General features: G+C 59.0%; 14 protein-coding genes. 5 read left to right on the top strand and 9 right to left on the bottom strand.

The features are described from left to right. Nucleotides 1-5: 5 nt before the first annotated feature. From ACR0IV_RS00965 to ACR0IV_RS00955, 3 genes are read left to right on the top strand one after another with little or no spacing between them, the layout of a single operon-like run. Nucleotides 6-1,079: an AI-2E family transporter gene (locus ACR0IV_RS00965; RefSeq protein WP_480470414.1), complete on the top strand. Its 1,074-nt coding sequence runs from the start codon at nt 6-8 to the stop codon at nt 1,077-1,079. Beyond that, on the top strand, nt 1,079-1,768 hold the full coding sequence (locus ACR0IV_RS00960) for a P-loop NTPase family protein (protein WP_480470415.1): 690 nt from the start codon (nt 1,079-1,081) through the stop codon (nt 1,766-1,768). Before ACR0IV_RS00965 ends, ACR0IV_RS00960 begins: the two co-directional genes overlap by 1 nt. A gap of 50 nt (nt 1,769-1,818) precedes the next feature. Beyond that, nucleotides 1,819-3,363, top strand: a complete 1,545-nt coding sequence (locus ACR0IV_RS00955) for a Ppx/GppA family phosphatase (RefSeq protein ID WP_480658332.1) — start codon at nt 1,819-1,821, stop codon at nt 3,361-3,363. Here ACR0IV_RS00955 and ACR0IV_RS00950 read toward each other — a convergent pair whose 3' ends face one another. The 7 genes from ACR0IV_RS00950 to ACR0IV_RS00920 all read right to left on the bottom strand — a co-directional run bounded on the left by ACR0IV_RS00950 (nt 3,364) and on the right by ACR0IV_RS00920 (nt 9,628). Further along, nucleotides 3,364-3,723 (bottom strand): hypothetical protein, encoded by a 360-nt coding sequence (locus ACR0IV_RS00950; protein ID WP_480733093.1) that lies wholly within the window; start codon nt 3,721-3,723, stop codon nt 3,364-3,366. A gap of 49 nt (nt 3,724-3,772) precedes the next feature. Continuing rightward, on the bottom strand, nt 3,773-4,765 hold the full coding sequence (locus ACR0IV_RS00945; protein ID WP_480658335.1) for an endonuclease/exonuclease/phosphatase family protein: 993 nt from the start codon (nt 4,763-4,765) through the stop codon (nt 3,773-3,775). A gap of 3 nt (nt 4,766-4,768) precedes the next feature. Next, complete coding sequence (locus ACR0IV_RS00940) at nt 4,769-5,449, bottom strand: TerB family tellurite resistance protein (RefSeq protein WP_480470419.1); 681 nt, start codon at nt 5,447-5,449, stop codon at nt 4,769-4,771. 9 nt (nt 5,450-5,458) lie between these two features. Continuing rightward, nucleotides 5,459-5,983: an N-acetyltransferase family protein gene (locus ACR0IV_RS00935; protein ID WP_480470420.1), complete on the bottom strand. Its 525-nt coding sequence runs from the start codon at nt 5,981-5,983 to the stop codon at nt 5,459-5,461. After that, nucleotides 5,980-6,582: a VOC family protein gene (locus tag ACR0IV_RS00930; RefSeq protein ID WP_480658336.1), complete on the bottom strand. Its 603-nt coding sequence runs from the start codon at nt 6,580-6,582 to the stop codon at nt 5,980-5,982. The genes ACR0IV_RS00935 and ACR0IV_RS00930 overlap by 4 nt, the downstream gene beginning before the upstream one ends. 107 nt (nt 6,583-6,689) lie before the next feature. Next, nucleotides 6,690-8,816, bottom strand: a complete 2,127-nt coding sequence (gene scpA / locus ACR0IV_RS00925) for a methylmalonyl-CoA mutase (protein ID WP_480658337.1) — start codon at nt 8,814-8,816, stop codon at nt 6,690-6,692. Beyond that, complete coding sequence (locus ACR0IV_RS00920; protein WP_480658338.1) at nt 8,813-9,628, bottom strand: hypothetical protein; 816 nt, start codon at nt 9,626-9,628, stop codon at nt 8,813-8,815. Before ACR0IV_RS00920 ends, scpA begins: the two co-directional genes overlap by 4 nt. A 170-nt stretch (nt 9,629-9,798) precedes the next feature. On the opposite strand from ACR0IV_RS00920, the gene ACR0IV_RS00915 reads away from it, so the two are divergent. Continuing rightward, nucleotides 9,799-10,245, top strand: coding sequence for a DUF4174 domain-containing protein (locus ACR0IV_RS00915; protein ID WP_480658340.1), 447 nt, complete (start codon nt 9,799-9,801; stop codon nt 10,243-10,245). A gap of 76 nt (nt 10,246-10,321) precedes the next feature. Here the strand turns inward: ACR0IV_RS00915 and ACR0IV_RS00910 are convergent, their stop codons facing one another. Both ACR0IV_RS00910 and ACR0IV_RS00905 read right to left on the bottom strand, forming a co-directional pair. Beyond that, complete coding sequence (locus ACR0IV_RS00910) at nt 10,322-12,367, bottom strand: acetyl-CoA carboxylase biotin carboxylase subunit (RefSeq protein ID WP_480658342.1); 2,046 nt, start codon at nt 12,365-12,367, stop codon at nt 10,322-10,324. A 117-nt stretch (nt 12,368-12,484) separates the two neighbouring features. Next, nucleotides 12,485-12,688, bottom strand: coding sequence for a hypothetical protein (locus tag ACR0IV_RS00905; RefSeq protein WP_480470426.1), 204 nt, complete (start codon nt 12,686-12,688; stop codon nt 12,485-12,487). 650 nt (nt 12,689-13,338) lie between these two features. Here ACR0IV_RS00905 and ACR0IV_RS00900 point away from each other — a divergent pair. After that, on the top strand, nt 13,339-14,490 hold the full coding sequence (locus ACR0IV_RS00900) for a DcaP family trimeric outer membrane transporter (protein WP_480470427.1): 1,152 nt from the start codon (nt 13,339-13,341) through the stop codon (nt 14,488-14,490). Nucleotides 14,491-14,557: the final 67 nt, after the last annotated feature.

Here is a 14,557-nt window from a genome sequence, read left to right as displayed (position 1 = left end):
GCGCCATGGCCTTGCCGGTGAAGGATCAGCTCAGATACTGGGGCTTCGCCACCGCGATCTTTGTGGTGATTCTATACCTTCTGGGTGACGTGCTGCTGCCTTTCGTGATCGGCGGAGCAATTGCCTATTTCCTCGACCCCGTGGCCGACCGGCTGGAAAAGCTGGGTCTTTCGCGGATGGCCGCGACAGGCATCATCACAGTTGTCGGCGTGCTTGGCTTTGTCCTGATGATCTTGATGGTGGTTCCCGCGCTGATCACCCAGTTGCTGGATCTTGTCGATACGTTACCAAGTCTTTTCAAACAGCTGCGCGCCTTTATCGAGAAACAGTTCCCAGCCCTGCTGGACCGCGAATCCAACACGCACCAGATGTTGGTCTCGTTCGGAGAGACGTTGAAATCCAAGACCGGGGATGTGCTGCAGACCGTCCTCACCTCGCTGGGATCCGCGATCAACGTTGTTGTGCTGCTGGTCATCGTCCCCGTCGTGGCCGTCTATCTGCTGATGGATTGGGATCGCATGATCGCCCGGATCGGAGAGCTGCTGCCCCGCGATCACGCGCCCACGATCAAGCGTTTGGCGGGTGAAATCGATGCGGTTCTGGCCTCGTTCGTGCGCGGAATGGGAACCGTTTGCCTGATCCTTGGCACCTACTATGCGGTGGCGCTGATGTTGGTCGGCCTGCAGTTTGGCCTGATCGTTGGTTTCATCGCCGGTCTGGTGACGTTCATTCCCTATCTGGGCGCATTGATCGGAGGCACCCTGGCCATCGGTCTGGCGTTGTTTCAGTTCTGGGGTGACTGGGCACATGTCGGCATGGTCGCGGGTATCTTTGCCATCGGGCAGGTGACCGAAGGCAACTTTCTGACCCCGAAATTGGTTGGCAGTTCGGTCGGCCTGCATCCCGTCTGGTTGCTGCTGGCGTTGTCTGTCTTCGGCGCCCTGTTTGGCTTTGTGGGCATGCTGGTTGCGGTGCCAGTCGCTGCGGCCCTAGGCGTGCTGGCGCGGTTCGCAACCCAGCAATATATGGGCAGCCGCCTCTATACCGGGCTTGAAGGGCTGCCGCAGGAAGACGAATAATGGCCACCCAGCTGAGCTTTGATCTGCCGTCCAAGACCGCCTTGGGCCGCGAGGATTTTTTTGTCTCGCCTGCCAATGCGCTGGCGGTTGCGATGATCTCGGCCACGTCCTGGCCCGGCAACAAGCTGGTGCTAAGCGGCCCTGCTGGATCTGGCAAAACCCATCTGGCCCATGTCTGGGCAGCCGAGACCGGCGGGCGGATCGTGCAGGCAGCCGCCCTGCGCTATGACGACGTACCCGATCTGGCCCGCGCGCCCGTTGCGGTTGAGGATGTTCCGGTGATCGCGGCTGATGCAGAGCAACAGAAAACCCTGTTTCACCTGCACAACCTGGTGCTCGCAGAAGGGCACGCCCTGCTGATGACCGGACGCGCCGCGCCGAAGCATTGGCAATTGCCCCTGGCCGATCTGCAAAGCCGGGTCGAGGGCGCGCATCACGTCGCGCTTGAGGCACCCGACGATGCGCTGTTGGGCGCGGTACTGGCCAAACTTTTTACCGACCGACAGCTCAATCCCGGGCCGGATGTGATCGCCTATCTTGTCAAACACATGGATCGGAGTTTTGAAGCCGCCGCGCGGATGGTCGAGCAACTCGATGACATTGCGCTGACTGAAAAGCGTGACATCACCCGTACGCTGGCGGTGCGTCTATTGAACACAGAAGCCGAACAATCGGATGTCGACAATTGACCGGTGCGGGGTGATCTCGCATCCTGTCGCGCAAAAGACCTGGGGACACCATGACCAAGACCGCCGAGACTGATTTCCCGGATCACGGGCTTTTCGGAAAGCCTCTGTTCGAAGACCCGGGTGCCCGCGCGCTGTCTCGGGTCGGGGTCGTCGATATCGGGTCGAACTCGGTCCGAATGGTGATCTTTGACGGTGCAGCACGTTCGCCCGCCTATTTCTACAACGAAAAGGTAATGTGCGAACTTGGTGCGGGCCTGTCTGAAACGGGCCGGCTGAACCCGGCGGGCCGCAAACGGGCATTGGCCGCCTTGCGGAGATTTCAGTTTCTCGCCAACGATCTGGGTTTGCCTGCCCTGCATGCGGTTGCGACGGCCGCGGTGCGCGAGGCCAGCGACGGGCCGGAATTCTGCGCCCAAGTCGAAGCTGAAACCGGTCTGATCATCAACGTAGTCGATGGCGAGGAAGAGGCCCGGCTGTCAGCGCAGGGCGTGTTGTTGGGTTGGCCGGGCGCTTATGGGCTGATCTGTGATATCGGCGGATCTTCGGTCGAGCTGGCCGAGATTGGCGGCGGCAAGGTCGGGCGGCGCATGACATCCCCTCTGGGGCCGCTGAAGCTGCGCGATATCAAGGGCGGACGACGTGCGCGCAAGGCCTATATCAAGAAAACTCTGGAAGAGATGCGCGACCGGATGGGCCCCCAGCGCGACCGTCTGTTTCTGGTCGGCGGCAGCTGGCGCGCCTTTGCCCGGCTGGACATGCTGCGCCGGGGTTATCCGCTAAACGTTCTGCACGAATACCGCATGACTCAAGGTCAAGTGCGTGAAACCATAAAGTTCATCGAAAATAACGACCCGGATACGCTGCGCGCGCAGGCCGGCGTTTCGGGATCACGTATGGCGTTGATCCCGTATGCGATGGATGTGCTGACACGGTTGATTCGCACGTTCAAACCCAAGGATATCGCGATCTCAAGCTATGGGATTCGCGAGGGTTTGCTGTATGAGCAGATGCCTCAACGTCTGCGCGACCGTGATCCGCTGATCGAAGCCTGCCGTTTTGCCGAGGCCAAGGATGCGCGCCTGCCCGGCTTTGGAAAACACCTGTTCGATTTTGTCACGCCTCTGTTCCGTTCGGCCCCCGATCAAAAGATACGGCTGATCAAGGCCGCCTGTCTTTTGCATGACGTAAGCTGGCGTGCCCACCCGGATTACCGGGCCGAAGCCTGTTTCGAATACGTCACCCGCGCCAATATGAGTGGGATCAAACACTCCGAGCGGGTGTTCATCGGGCTTGCGTTGCAACACAGATATCGCAACAAGCGCGAGGGTAGCCGGTTCATCGACCTCTATGAACTGCTCGACGAGCGCGGGCAGGAGCAGGCCGAGATTCTGGGTAAGGCGCTCCGCTTTGGAGCGATGCTATGGATGCAGAGTGACGCGACCATGGGGAAACTACGCTTTTACCCTAAGAAACAAGTGCTTGAGCTGCGCCTGCCCAAGGCGGCTGGCCCGCTGTTCAACGAGGTGGCCGAGGCACGATTTAACTCTCTGGCATCGGCGCTGAAATCCGAACCGCGCGTGATCCTGCGGGGATGATCAGATATCAGTGAAGCCGTCCGAAGGTTCTTCTTGCGGAGCGCGCTCCTCAGGTTTTTCTTCGGATTTCTTGCGGATGATAATATCACCATTCGGCAGCATCTCGGGCGCTTCATAAGCGCTCCAATCCCGCACCTGAGCGGCCAGTTCAGCCAGTGCCGGACCCATTTCCTGCATGAAAGACTGCAAGGCCGGGCCGAACTGATCTGCAAGCCCCCACAGGTCTTCGAGCGTGGGTTCCATTTCCTGGCGCAGGCCTTCCAGGAACAACTCGGCGCCCCGCTCCATAAGAGATTTGTCCGAATCTTCCTGCGCCTGGGCAGGCAGGGCCAGTGCGGTACATACCGCAGAGATCAGCATAAGATGTCTCATATCGTGAATATAAGCAGCTGCAGCGAAGGTTGAAAGGTCAGAGCTTGATATCCAGCGTCACCGGGAAGTGATCGGACGCGGCGAGCAAGGCTTCGCGCAGCTCGGGATTGGCCCAACAGGCAGTGTCACGAAACGGATGCCAGATGCGCCAGTCCGGCTCATAGGCGCGCAGGTCATCGCTGATCATGATGTAATCCAGAAGCGCTTCAAGATATCGCCCTTCTTTCGGGCGTGCAAAGCGCGCTGTTGCCGGAACCGAGCCGGGGCGCAGTTCCAATGCTTGCGCGGCATGGGGGTCGTACAATCCCGCTTGCAACAGAATCTCGACCGATGAGCGGCCAAAGAGATGTTCAAATTCGTCCAACCCCGGCCCGTCATTCAGATCCCCCAACAGGATAACCGGTTCCTGCTCTGCCAAATGGTGCTTGACCCGCCGGGCCAGCCAAACCGCCTGGGCCAGCTGCTTGCGACGGTTGGCAATCGAGATACGGATCATCTCGTCGCGCGACCCGGCCCCATGCGGGGCTTTGGATTTCAGATGCGCCCCGATCAGACGGAACACCTGCCCCGAGGTTGTCTCAATCGCCAGCTCCATCGGCGGTTTTGAGAACTGTACCTGATCCTCGGTCGCATCCACATCCAGATCTATGCGAAACTCGTGGTCGAACCGAGGGGCATCGTTGGTCTCCATCGGATCGTGACGGGCCTTCAGCACCTCAGGGTCGTAGAGCAATGCCAATTCCTGATGGGTGTTGTTGGCAAATCCCATGATCGCATGGTTTGTACGCAGATCGAAGGCCGCAGCAAAACCCTGCAGGGCACGCACCGTATTCTGAGTTTTGCCCGTATTCGGGGCCTCGACGATCAGCACGGCATCGGCGTCAATCGCCGTCAGAACCTTGGCAATTGCTTCGATCTGCTGGGCCTTGGTCACATCGTGGCGACCCGACCAGCTGTCGTCGACCACGAGATTATCCTTACGATCAAACAGGTTGGCGAACCATTCGATATTGTAGGTCGCCAGACGCACGGCTCAGACCCGAGCGCCGTTGATCTCATCCCAGGCGCGGTTGATGTCGATCATCTTTTTCTCGGCCAAACGCACGGCCTCTTCCGGAACGCCACGGGCTATCATTGCATCGGGATGCGTTTCCCGCACGAGCTGTCGCCAGACCTTGCGAATTTCCGACAGTGGAGCATCGCGCGCCACGCCCAGAACGGTATAAGGGTCCTTCGGGGCATCCGGCACGAAACGCGCCCGCAACGCCATAAACTGCGCGTCGGTCTGGCCGAAGATGCGGCTGACATCTTCCAGAAACTGGTTTTCGTTGGGGTGATAAAACCCATCCGCCATGGCGATGTGAAACAGCCCCTCCATCAAATCGCAGAGCGTCGTGCTGTCTTCGGCAAACATGCCGGCAATCTTGCGGGCATAGTCCTCGTAGCCCGCAACGTCGGTTCGGGCCATGTCAAAGACCTTGGCCGCGCCGTCTTCATCCTCGGGCGCGATCTGAAACACTTCGCGGAATGCCGTCACCTCATCCCGTGTCACCTGACCATCAGCCTTTGCCATCTTGGCCCCAAGTGCCACGACGGCAATCGCAAAGGCCACCGAGCGCTCGGGCGGCGTGCGCAGTTTTTCGAAAACTGCGGTCAGGCTTTCGCCTTGGGCCAGCGCGTTCAGCGCGTCGGCTATTCTGCTCCAGATTGACATGGGCGCACCCTAGCGTGACTTGACGCGACTGTCAGGTGCGACAGATGACTGCGGGCCGAGTATTTTTTGCATTAGAACAAGATCCAACCGTTGCCCCCATTTGAACCCCACTTCGGGCATACGGCCCACCTGTTCGAAGCCAATCGCCGAATGGAAGGCGATCGCTGCAGGGTTAGCCGATGAAATACCCGCGACAAGAACATGTACTTTGCTTACGGCTGCGATGTCCTCCAATGCCTGCATTAACGCCCGGCCCATACCCTGCCCTCTGGCTTGCTGCACCAACTGGATCGAATGTTCGCAGCATTGCGCGTATCCGGGACCCGCGCGGAAGGTCCCGTAGGTCGCAAAACCCTGAACCTCGCCATTGCGCTCGGCCACCAGAAAGGCAGGGCCTCGGGTTTCGATCTCTGCGGCCACACTTTCGACGCTACGCTCATCGGTGGTGAAGGTTATCAGCGTGTCACGGATGATCGCATTCGCAATCGCCGCAATTTCGGGTGCGTCTTCGGCTACCGCTTGACGGATATTCATTCCAGCACGCGCAGCCCGTGGGGTGTCTCAATTTCGGCGCACAATGCAGCGGGGCCGCTGTCAAACACGACATGATCCAGCGCACCCAAGCTCTTGGCCAGATCCAGAGCATCCGGGTGGCACACGATCAGGCGGCGCAACCGGCAGCCGCTGTCTTGCAGCATTTGCGCCGGATGCAGATCACCCTCCCATTGGATGAGTGCGGGAAAGAGATTGTCGAACGGCAGACGTCCGTTTGGTGGGACCGCCATCCGCCAGCGTAGAGCCCCCCGGGCCAGATCGATAGGCTGGCCGACACCATCGGGAAAGACGGTCAGCGATGCCTCAAGATCCGGAACCCGACAAATCCAGTTTGTCAGGCGGGGTGATCCGGCGAACCGATCCAGATCGAACCAACGGGTCCTTTGAGGGTTGGGGGCTTCGGGGTCGATTGCAATAGCTTCCAGATAAAGCCCGTCGCGAAGACCCAGTAGCCGGTTATACGTTCCGAATTTTTCGTGCTTGCCGCCCGCCTGCAACCGCACGCCCAGCGCCTGTTCGATATGGGCAGAGGCCTCTTCCAGCGTTTCGCCTGCAACGGCCAGATGATCCAGTAACATGAAGACGCCTCCCAAAGACAAACGACCAGACCGCATGGGTCTGGTCGCATGTTTTCCGCAAAGGCGCAGGATCACAAGATTTTTCGTACGAAAAATCTTGGCCCGCGTCAGGTTTTGGCTTCGCCGATCAAACGCAGGATATCTTGCGCAGCATCGGGGATATTGGTTCCGGGACCGAAGATTGCCTTGACGCCGTGGTCATAAAGGAACTGGTAGTCCTGCTGCGGGATGACACCACCACAGATGACGATGATATCCTCGGCCCCGGCCTTTTTCAGCTCCTCGACCAGCTGTGGCGCCAATGTCTTGTGCCCGGCAGCCTGTGATGAGATCCCAACCACGTGCACATCGTTGTCCACCGCGTCCTGTGCCGCTTCTGCAGGGGTCTGGAACAGAGGGCCAACGTCCACGTCAAACCCGATATCCGCAAACGCCGTCGCGATCACCTTGGCACCCCGGTCGTGACCGTCCTGCCCCATCTTGACCACCAGCAGACGCGGACGACGACCCTCGGCCTCGGCAAAATCTTCAATGGATTTCTGGATCGCGGCAAAGCCTTCGTCGCCTTCGTAAGCGGCACCATAGACACCGGCCAGGGTTTTCACTTCGGCGCGGTGGCGGCCGAATTCCTTTTCCATTGCCATGCTGATCTCTCCTACGGATGCGCGGGCGCGGGCGGCCTCGACGGCGGCGGCCAGCAGGTTGCCGCCTTCTTTGGCGGTGTTGGTCAGGGCGCCCAGCGCCGCTTGGCAGGCGGCCTCGTCTCGAGTGGCGCGGATGCGTTCCAGACGGGCGACCTGTGCTTCGCGCACGGCCACGTTGTCGACGTCCAGAATGTCGATCGGGTCTTCCTGTTCCTTGCGGTATTTGTTGACACCGACGATGACTTCTTCACCCCGGTCGATCATGGCCTGACGGCGCGCCGCGCTTTCCTCGATCCGCAGCTTGGGCATGCCGCTGGCGACGGCTTTGGTCATACCGCCCATTTCCTCGACCTCTTCCATCAGGGCCCAGGCTTTTTCGACCAGCTCGTTGGTCAGGCTTTCGACATAATAGGAACCCGCCAGAGGATCGACCACATCGGTCACGCCGGTCTCTTCCTGCAGCACCAGCTGCGTGTTCCGCGCGATGCGGGCCGAGAAATCAGTGGGCAGCGCAATAGCCTCGTCCAGAGCGTTAGTGTGCAGCGACTGCGTGCCGCCCAGAACCGCGCTCATGGCCTCATAAGCAGTACGGATCACGTTGTTATAAGGGTCCTGTTCCTGCAACGACACGCCCGAGGTCTGGCAGTGGGTGCGCAGCATCTTCGAGCGTTCGGATTTCGCACCAAACTCGGTCATCACGCGATGCCACAGGGTCCGCGCGGCGCGCAGTTTGGCGATCTCCATGAAGAAGTTCATGCCGATGGCAAAGAAGAACGACAGACGGCCCGCGAACTTGTCCACGTCCATCCCGGCCTCGGTTGCGGCGCGGACATATTCGCGCCCGTCCGCCAGCGTATAGGCCAGTTCCTGCACCAGGTTCGCCCCGGCTTCCTGCATGTGATAGCCCGAGATCGAGATCGAGTTGAATTTGGGCATCTCGTTCGAGGTGTAGTCGATGATGTCCGAGATGATCTTCATCGACGGCTCAGGCGGATAGATATAGGTGTTGCGCACCATGAACTCTTTCAGAATGTCGTTCTGAATGGTGCCCGACAGCACGGATTTGTCATGCCCCTGCTCTTCACCCGCAACAATGAAGCTGGCCAGAACCGGGATCACCGCGCCGTTCATCGTCATCGAGACCGAGACCTTGTCCAGCGGGATACCGTCGAACAGGATTTTCATGTCCTCGACACTGTCGATGGCCACACCTGCCTTGCCGACATCGCCCACCACGCGCGGGTGGTCGCTGTCGTAACCCCGGTGCGTCGCCAGATCGAAGGCTACGGAAACACCTTGCTGACCCGCGGCCAGATTGCGCCGGTAAAAGGCGTTCGATTCCTCGGCGGTCGAGAAACCGGCATATTGACGAATGGTCCACGGGCGGCCCGTATACATCGTCGCCTTCACGCCCCGTGTAAACGGACCAAAACCGGGCAAAGAATCCATATGCGGCAGATCAGCGGTATCTGCCTGCGTATAGAGCGGTTTGACGTCGATGCCTTCCAATGTTTCCTTGGTCAGATCGTTCAACGGGCGTCCGCGCAGCTCTTTCTCGGCCAGCGCCTGCCAGTCTTTCGTGTCGGTCATGTCGGTTTCCTCTGTTCAATTCCGGTTTCGGCGGGGGTGGCCCCGCACATATTTTCATCTGTCCGGCAGATCAGTTCGGCCCGCCCATCAGCACCTGAGGCCAGCCATTCCAAATCATCGGCGTAGTCGGCCCAAAGCTTCATCGCCTGTTCAGCGCTCAGTCCAAAGGGCGCGGGCATGGGTGCAGCATTCAGCGCAAGGCCGTCGCTGAATGCGGGCGCGGGGCCAGTCATCAGCGCCGCAAGCTGCGCCTGCTGACAGCCCGCGAAATCCTCGAAAGGCAGAACGAGCAATGGGACGTTCGGGAAGACGTGACTTAAGTCGGTGATGACATCGCGCCAGCTCCGCTTGCTTTGCACGATGCGTTTCCATTTTGCCGGCTCTATAGGGTCACCGCCACGTTTGAACTTGTAGGCGGCCACGGAAGACCAATACGTGTCCAGCGCTCGGATATTCAGAGCGATTTTGGTCACTCTGCCACCAAAGGCCTGCGCCAAGAGATGCCCGCGCTTCTGCAGTCCGGGATAAAGTGACGCGAAGGCAATATTGCGCGACATCGAGCCCACAAAGTTTTCTTGGCTGACCAAAAGCTGCATCGCACCATCTTGCTGACATGCGTCCAACTCGCGACGTATCCTGTCACAGACCTCGGGCGTTAGTTTGTTCAGGCTGTTGAGGCCATTGGAACGTGTTCGTTCCGGCCCCCAATATGCCAATCCTTGATTGGCGAGTATCTGAGTATTCCGGCTCAGATAGTTCTGGAAACTGGTGCTTGCACACCGATGTGCGCCGCAATGCAGGATAATTTCCATCCGCTTACACTCCTGTCCGAAAGATCGAAGGAATGGCGGGTTTTCTGTACCCTCTGGTGGCTACTTGATGGATAGAACCGCGTCTGATGAACATATTTTTGATGCTTATGGACATTTCGCCAGTCGCATTCGCCCAAGCAGAGGCTATATTCATCACAACAGGAGGCCACATGACACGCACGCTTGCCCTTGTTTTCTCGGCACTATTCCCGCTGGCTGCCATAGCAGCCGACGGGTCCGCACCTGCGGATGACGCTTTTGTCCGGCCCGCGGGCGATAGCACGCTGGATGAGTTCCTCTGGGTCAATCGCCCAATCGTCGTCTTCGCCGACACGCCCGCTGACCCGCGTTTCCAACAGCAGATCGACATGCTGCTGGAAGGTGAAGAGGCGATGCGGGATCGCGACGTGATCGTACTGACCGATACCGATCCAAAGGCGCGGTCGCCAATCCGCTCGCAGCTGCGCCCACGTGGGTTCCAGATGGTGTTTGTCGACAAGGATGGCGTGGTCAAGCTGCGCAAGCCCAGCCCCTGGAGCGTGCGCGAGATCGGCCGGTCCATCGACAAAACCCCTCTGCGCGAACGCGAAATCCGCGAACGGCGTGAGGGCGGCTGAGCGCTTTCGCCACGCCCGAAGACCCCGGCGCGGAACGCCGGAGACCCGGTGTGATATTGCGAAAGCGCGAACATGATCATTCGAACTCGATGATCACATCGTCGACGGCCAGGCTGTCGCCCGGGCCTGCGTTGATCTTGGCGACCACGCCCTTCTTCTCGGCGCGCAGGATGTTTTCCATCTTCATCGCCTCGACAGTGCAGAGCGCCTGCCCCTCCTGCACTTCCTGCCCCACTTCGACATCGATCTTCACGATCAGACCGGGCATCGGGCAGAGCAGCATCTTGGACGTATCTGGCGGCAGCTTTTCGGGCATAAGGTGGGCCAGTTCGGCCTGACGCGGAGTACGCACATGCACCTTGAGGTCCGCGCCGCGATTGCGGATGCGGAAACCGCCCGAAACCTTGCCAACCTTCAGAACCAGCGGGCTGCCGTCCACGTCCAGCACGGCCAGTTGGTCGCCAGGCGTCCAGTCCGATGCAACACGTGAAGTGGTGCCATCTGCGAAAGTCACGGTCGAGCCATCCTTGTCTGCATCGATGGCAACGGCAAATTCCTGACCCTGCAGGGTGACAACCCAATCAGAACCAACTTTGCGTTCATGGTTGTCCATCCTGCCCGACACGCGAGTGCGGCGAATCTCGGCCACCCGGTGCATTGCAGCACAAGAGGCTGCGATCCGGCGCAGATCGGCCTCGGGCAGTTCTACGCCCTCGAAACCTTCCGGATATTCTTCGGCGATAAAGGCCGTGGTCATGTCGCCGCTGATGAATTTCGGATGATCCATCACCGCCGACAGGAACGGCAGGTTGTGGCCAATGCCTTCGACCTCAAAACTATCCAGCGCCACGCGCATGGCCTCAATCGCCTGCTCACGAGTCGGTGCCCATGTGCAGAGCTTTGCGATCATCGGGTCATAATACATGCTGATCTCGCCGCCCTCATAGACGCCGGTATCGTTGCGCACAGCTGACGGTCCTTCGGGGGCATCACCCTGCCATTTGCCATTCACCAGCATCGGACCAGCCGCAGTTTCCTGTGGCGGGCGATAACGGGTCAGACGACCGATCGAGGGCAGGAAGCCGCGATAGGGGTCTTCGGCATAAAGGCGGTTTTCAATGGCCCAGCCGGTCAGCGTAACGTCATCCTGGTTGATCGACAGTTCCTCGCCGGCGGCCACGCGGATCATCTGCTCCACCAAGTCCACGCCGGTGATCAGTTCGGTCACCGGGTGTTCCACCTGCAGGCGGGTGTTCATTTCGAGGAAGTAGAAATTCTTTTCTCCGTCTACGATGAACTCAACAGTGCCGGCACTGGCGTAGTTCACAGCCTTGGCAAGGGCCACCGCCTGCTCGCCCATCGCCTTGCGGGTCTCAGGGTCAAGGAAAGGCGATGGTGCCTCTTCCACCACTTTCTGGTTGCGGCGCTGGATCGAGCATTCGCGTTCGCCCAAATAGATGCCGTTGCCGTGGCTGTCGCACAGAACCTGAATTTCGATGTGGCGCGGTTGGGTCACGAACTTCTCGATGAAAATACGGTCATCACCGAACGAGTTCGCAGCCTCGTTCTTGGACGACTGGAATCCTTCGCGCGCTTCCTCATCGTTCCAGGCGATCCGCATGCCTTTACCGCCACCACCGGCGCTGGCCTTGATCATGACCGGATAGCCAATGTCGTTGGAGATCTTGACGGCTTCATCCGCATCCTCAATCAGGCCCATATAGCCGGGCACCGTCGAAACACCCGCATCCTGTGCGATCTTCTTCGATGTGATCTTGTCCCCCATGCTTTCGATCGCGCCCACCGGAGGGCCGACAAAAGCCACGCCTACAGCGTCCAGCGCCTCAGCGAATTTAGAGTTCTCGGACAGGAAGCCATAACCGGGATGCACCGCCTGCGCGCCGCTTTGGCGGATCGCATCCATGACTTTGTCGATCACGATATAAGACTGGTTGGCAGGCGGCGGGCCGATATGCACCGACTCATCCGCCATCGACACATGCAGCGCGTTCTTGTCCGCGTCCGAGTAAATGGCAACGGTGCTGATTCCCATCTTGCGCGCGGTCTTGATGACCCGGCAGGCGATCTCGCCCCGGTTGGCGATCAGGATCTTGTTGAACATGGAACGTCCTTTGTCTTGGTGTTCTGGAAACGCAAAACGCCGCCGTGGGGCGTGAACCCCACGACGGCGTGATGCGCGATGACGGACGGGACTTGGACCGCCCCGATCAATTCAGAGTTAGTTGCAGTTGTTCTGCGTCTTGCAATACAGCACGTTGCCCGCGGCACCGACCGCAGCGCCGAACAGCGGGTCCGCACTGAGGACCGCTGCACCGACCGCCCCGGCACCGCCGCCAAGGATGGCCTGTTCGCCCACTGTGTCACCGCAGGCCGCAAGGCCCGCGCAGGTCGCGAGTACAAGGAAAATTCGTGAGGTTCGCATAGATACTGCCCTTTCAGGTTTCTTGACGTCTTTGTCGCCAGATGCCGAAACCCAGCATTGTTATGCAATATCAAAGCCGACAAATCGGCGTTATGCGCAGCTTTTTGCCGTTCTTTTCGTGCTTGCGCAGAAAAGAAAAACGCGGGCAGGACCATGTGGGGAACACAAGCCTGCCCGCGGAAGGAAGGGGTACGGAATAGTAGGTGCTTGTGCGACGCAGGCAAAGTAGAGCCGCACGGCCCGTTCAGCTTGCATTGTACAATCCGGGGCGCAACAGACTCATTGTTTCCAATGGAAAATCCGGCTGAAATCTGCCCATCCGGCGAAATCCCGCGCAGATTTGTGCCTATGCGTGGTTTGGGGCGCACAGACGATTTACCCGCCGCCGTTGTCACGTTCCCGTTACAAATCACACCCGGGCGGATGAATGCTGCGCCTCGCAATTCACGTCGAATATCCAGGCTGTGAGTAGAATTCACCCATAGAAACAGCGATTTACAAATTGGTCTCACTGAGCTGTGAAACGATGAACATTCGTTAACACTTTTGTTTGAGAATTCGCGCTGATTCTCTCTCAATTTGGTGATTTCCCTCACACACACTTGCGTGAAACGGTGTCGTTGCACACTCGCACACAAGGAAGTATCCCCATGATATTTAAGGGTAAAACCGCAAGCCTGCTTGCTGCCAGCGCGCTTTCCATGACTGGAATGCAAGCCTTGGCGCAAGATGCACAAACTCAGGCCGAACTGGACGCGCTGCGCGCCCGGGTCGAAGCACTTGAGGCTGGCAAAGCCGGGTCGGGCACCGGCGATCTGCAGATCGGAAACACCACGCTGGACGTCTATGGTTACGTCAAGGCCGACTTCTTCTATGACTTCGATTTCGATCAGGGCGACACCGCGTTCGTGAACGTGGTCGGAGAGCCCTCGGCTGCCACCAGCGGTACCTTTGGTGCCACGGTCCGTCAATCGCGGATCGGACTGCGCACCAACACCCCTTCGGGAATCGGTGACATTCAGGGCCAGATCGAAGTTGATGCGTTTGGCTCGGGCGGCACCGCAGAATTCCGGATCCGTCACGCCAACATCCGGATTGGCGACCAATGGCTGATCGGTCAATATTGGACCAACTTCCAGCCACTGGACACTTATCCGACTTCGGTCGAATTCAATGGCCCTGTTGGTATTGCTTTCGCGCGGGTTCCGCAGGTGCGTTACACCAACACATCGGTGAAAAACACCAGCTTCGCCGTCTCGATCGAAGAGAATGTTGGAGGCTCGAACTCGGATGATCCGGTCTTCACTGCTTCGGCCGAATATAATGACGGCAAGTACATTGCCCGCGGTGCCCTTCTTTACGGTAAAGCCGAAGATGGCGGCACTGAGGTTGACCAGACAGGTCTGACTCTGTCCGCCTCGGCGCGTCTTTGGGAAGGTGGCCTGATCCAGGCCAACTATGTCACCGGTGAAGCCCTTGGCCCCTGGTTGATTGGCCTGGGTGATCCCATCGTTGGTGGTGAAGCCAACGATGTTGACGGTTTCACTGTCGAACTCCGACAGCAGTTGACCCCCAAATGGAATGTGGGTGTCTCGTATGGCTACGAGGACTATGACCTGCCGACTTCGACTGGGACATTGTCGTTCACCGAACTCGAAACGATCCACGTCAACGCCTTCTATCAGGCAACTGACAACCTGACGCTCAGCGCCGAGTACATCTATGGTGAGCGGAACGATACGATTTCTGGCGACGACTTCGATGCCAGCCGCGTTCAGTTTGCCGCGCAGTTGAACTTCTGATCCAAACAGCGCACCCTGCCCGTTCGCGGGCAGGGTCACACCGTCATGACCCGAGTTCAGGTTATGC

The sequence above is a fragment of the Ruegeria sp. C2 genome (genome assembly GCF_056537765.1).
The sequence above is the reverse complement of the archived record's forward strand: the minus strand, read 5'-3'. Positions and strand labels throughout refer to the sequence as shown.

Coding starts and splice junctions, on each gene's coding strand:
- ACR0IV_RS00965 (WP_480470414.1), top strand. CDS start 6: ATGGCCTTGCCGGTGAAGGATCAGCTCAGATACTGGGGCTTCGCCACC.
- ACR0IV_RS00960 (WP_480470415.1), top strand. CDS start 1,079: ATGGCCACCCAGCTGAGCTTTGATCTGCCGTCCAAGACCGCCTTGGGC.
- ACR0IV_RS00955 (WP_480658332.1), top strand. CDS start 1,819: ATGACCAAGACCGCCGAGACTGATTTCCCGGATCACGGGCTTTTCGGA.
- ACR0IV_RS00950 (WP_480733093.1), bottom strand. CDS start 3,723: ATGCTGATCTCTGCGGTATGTACCGCACTGGCCCTGCCTGCCCAGGCG.
- ACR0IV_RS00940 (WP_480470419.1), bottom strand. CDS start 5,449: ATGTCAATCTGGAGCAGAATAGCCGACGCGCTGAACGCGCTGGCCCAA.
- ACR0IV_RS00935 (WP_480470420.1), bottom strand. CDS start 5,983: ATGAATATCCGTCAAGCGGTAGCCGAAGACGCACCCGAAATTGCGGCG.
- ACR0IV_RS00930 (WP_480658336.1), bottom strand. CDS start 6,582: ATGTTACTGGATCATCTGGCCGTTGCAGGCGAAACGCTGGAAGAGGCC.
- scpA (WP_480658337.1), bottom strand. CDS start 8,816: ATGACCGACACGAAAGACTGGCAGGCGCTGGCCGAGAAAGAGCTGCGC.
- ACR0IV_RS00920 (WP_480658338.1), bottom strand. CDS start 9,628: ATGGAAATTATCCTGCATTGCGGCGCACATCGGTGTGCAAGCACCAGT.
- ACR0IV_RS00915 (WP_480658340.1), top strand. CDS start 9,799: ATGACACGCACGCTTGCCCTTGTTTTCTCGGCACTATTCCCGCTGGCT.
- ACR0IV_RS00910 (WP_480658342.1), bottom strand. CDS start 12,367: ATGTTCAACAAGATCCTGATCGCCAACCGGGGCGAGATCGCCTGCCGG.
- ACR0IV_RS00905 (WP_480470426.1), bottom strand. CDS start 12,688: ATGCGAACCTCACGAATTTTCCTTGTACTCGCGACCTGCGCGGGCCTT.
- ACR0IV_RS00900 (WP_480470427.1), top strand. CDS start 13,339: ATGATATTTAAGGGTAAAACCGCAAGCCTGCTTGCTGCCAGCGCGCTT.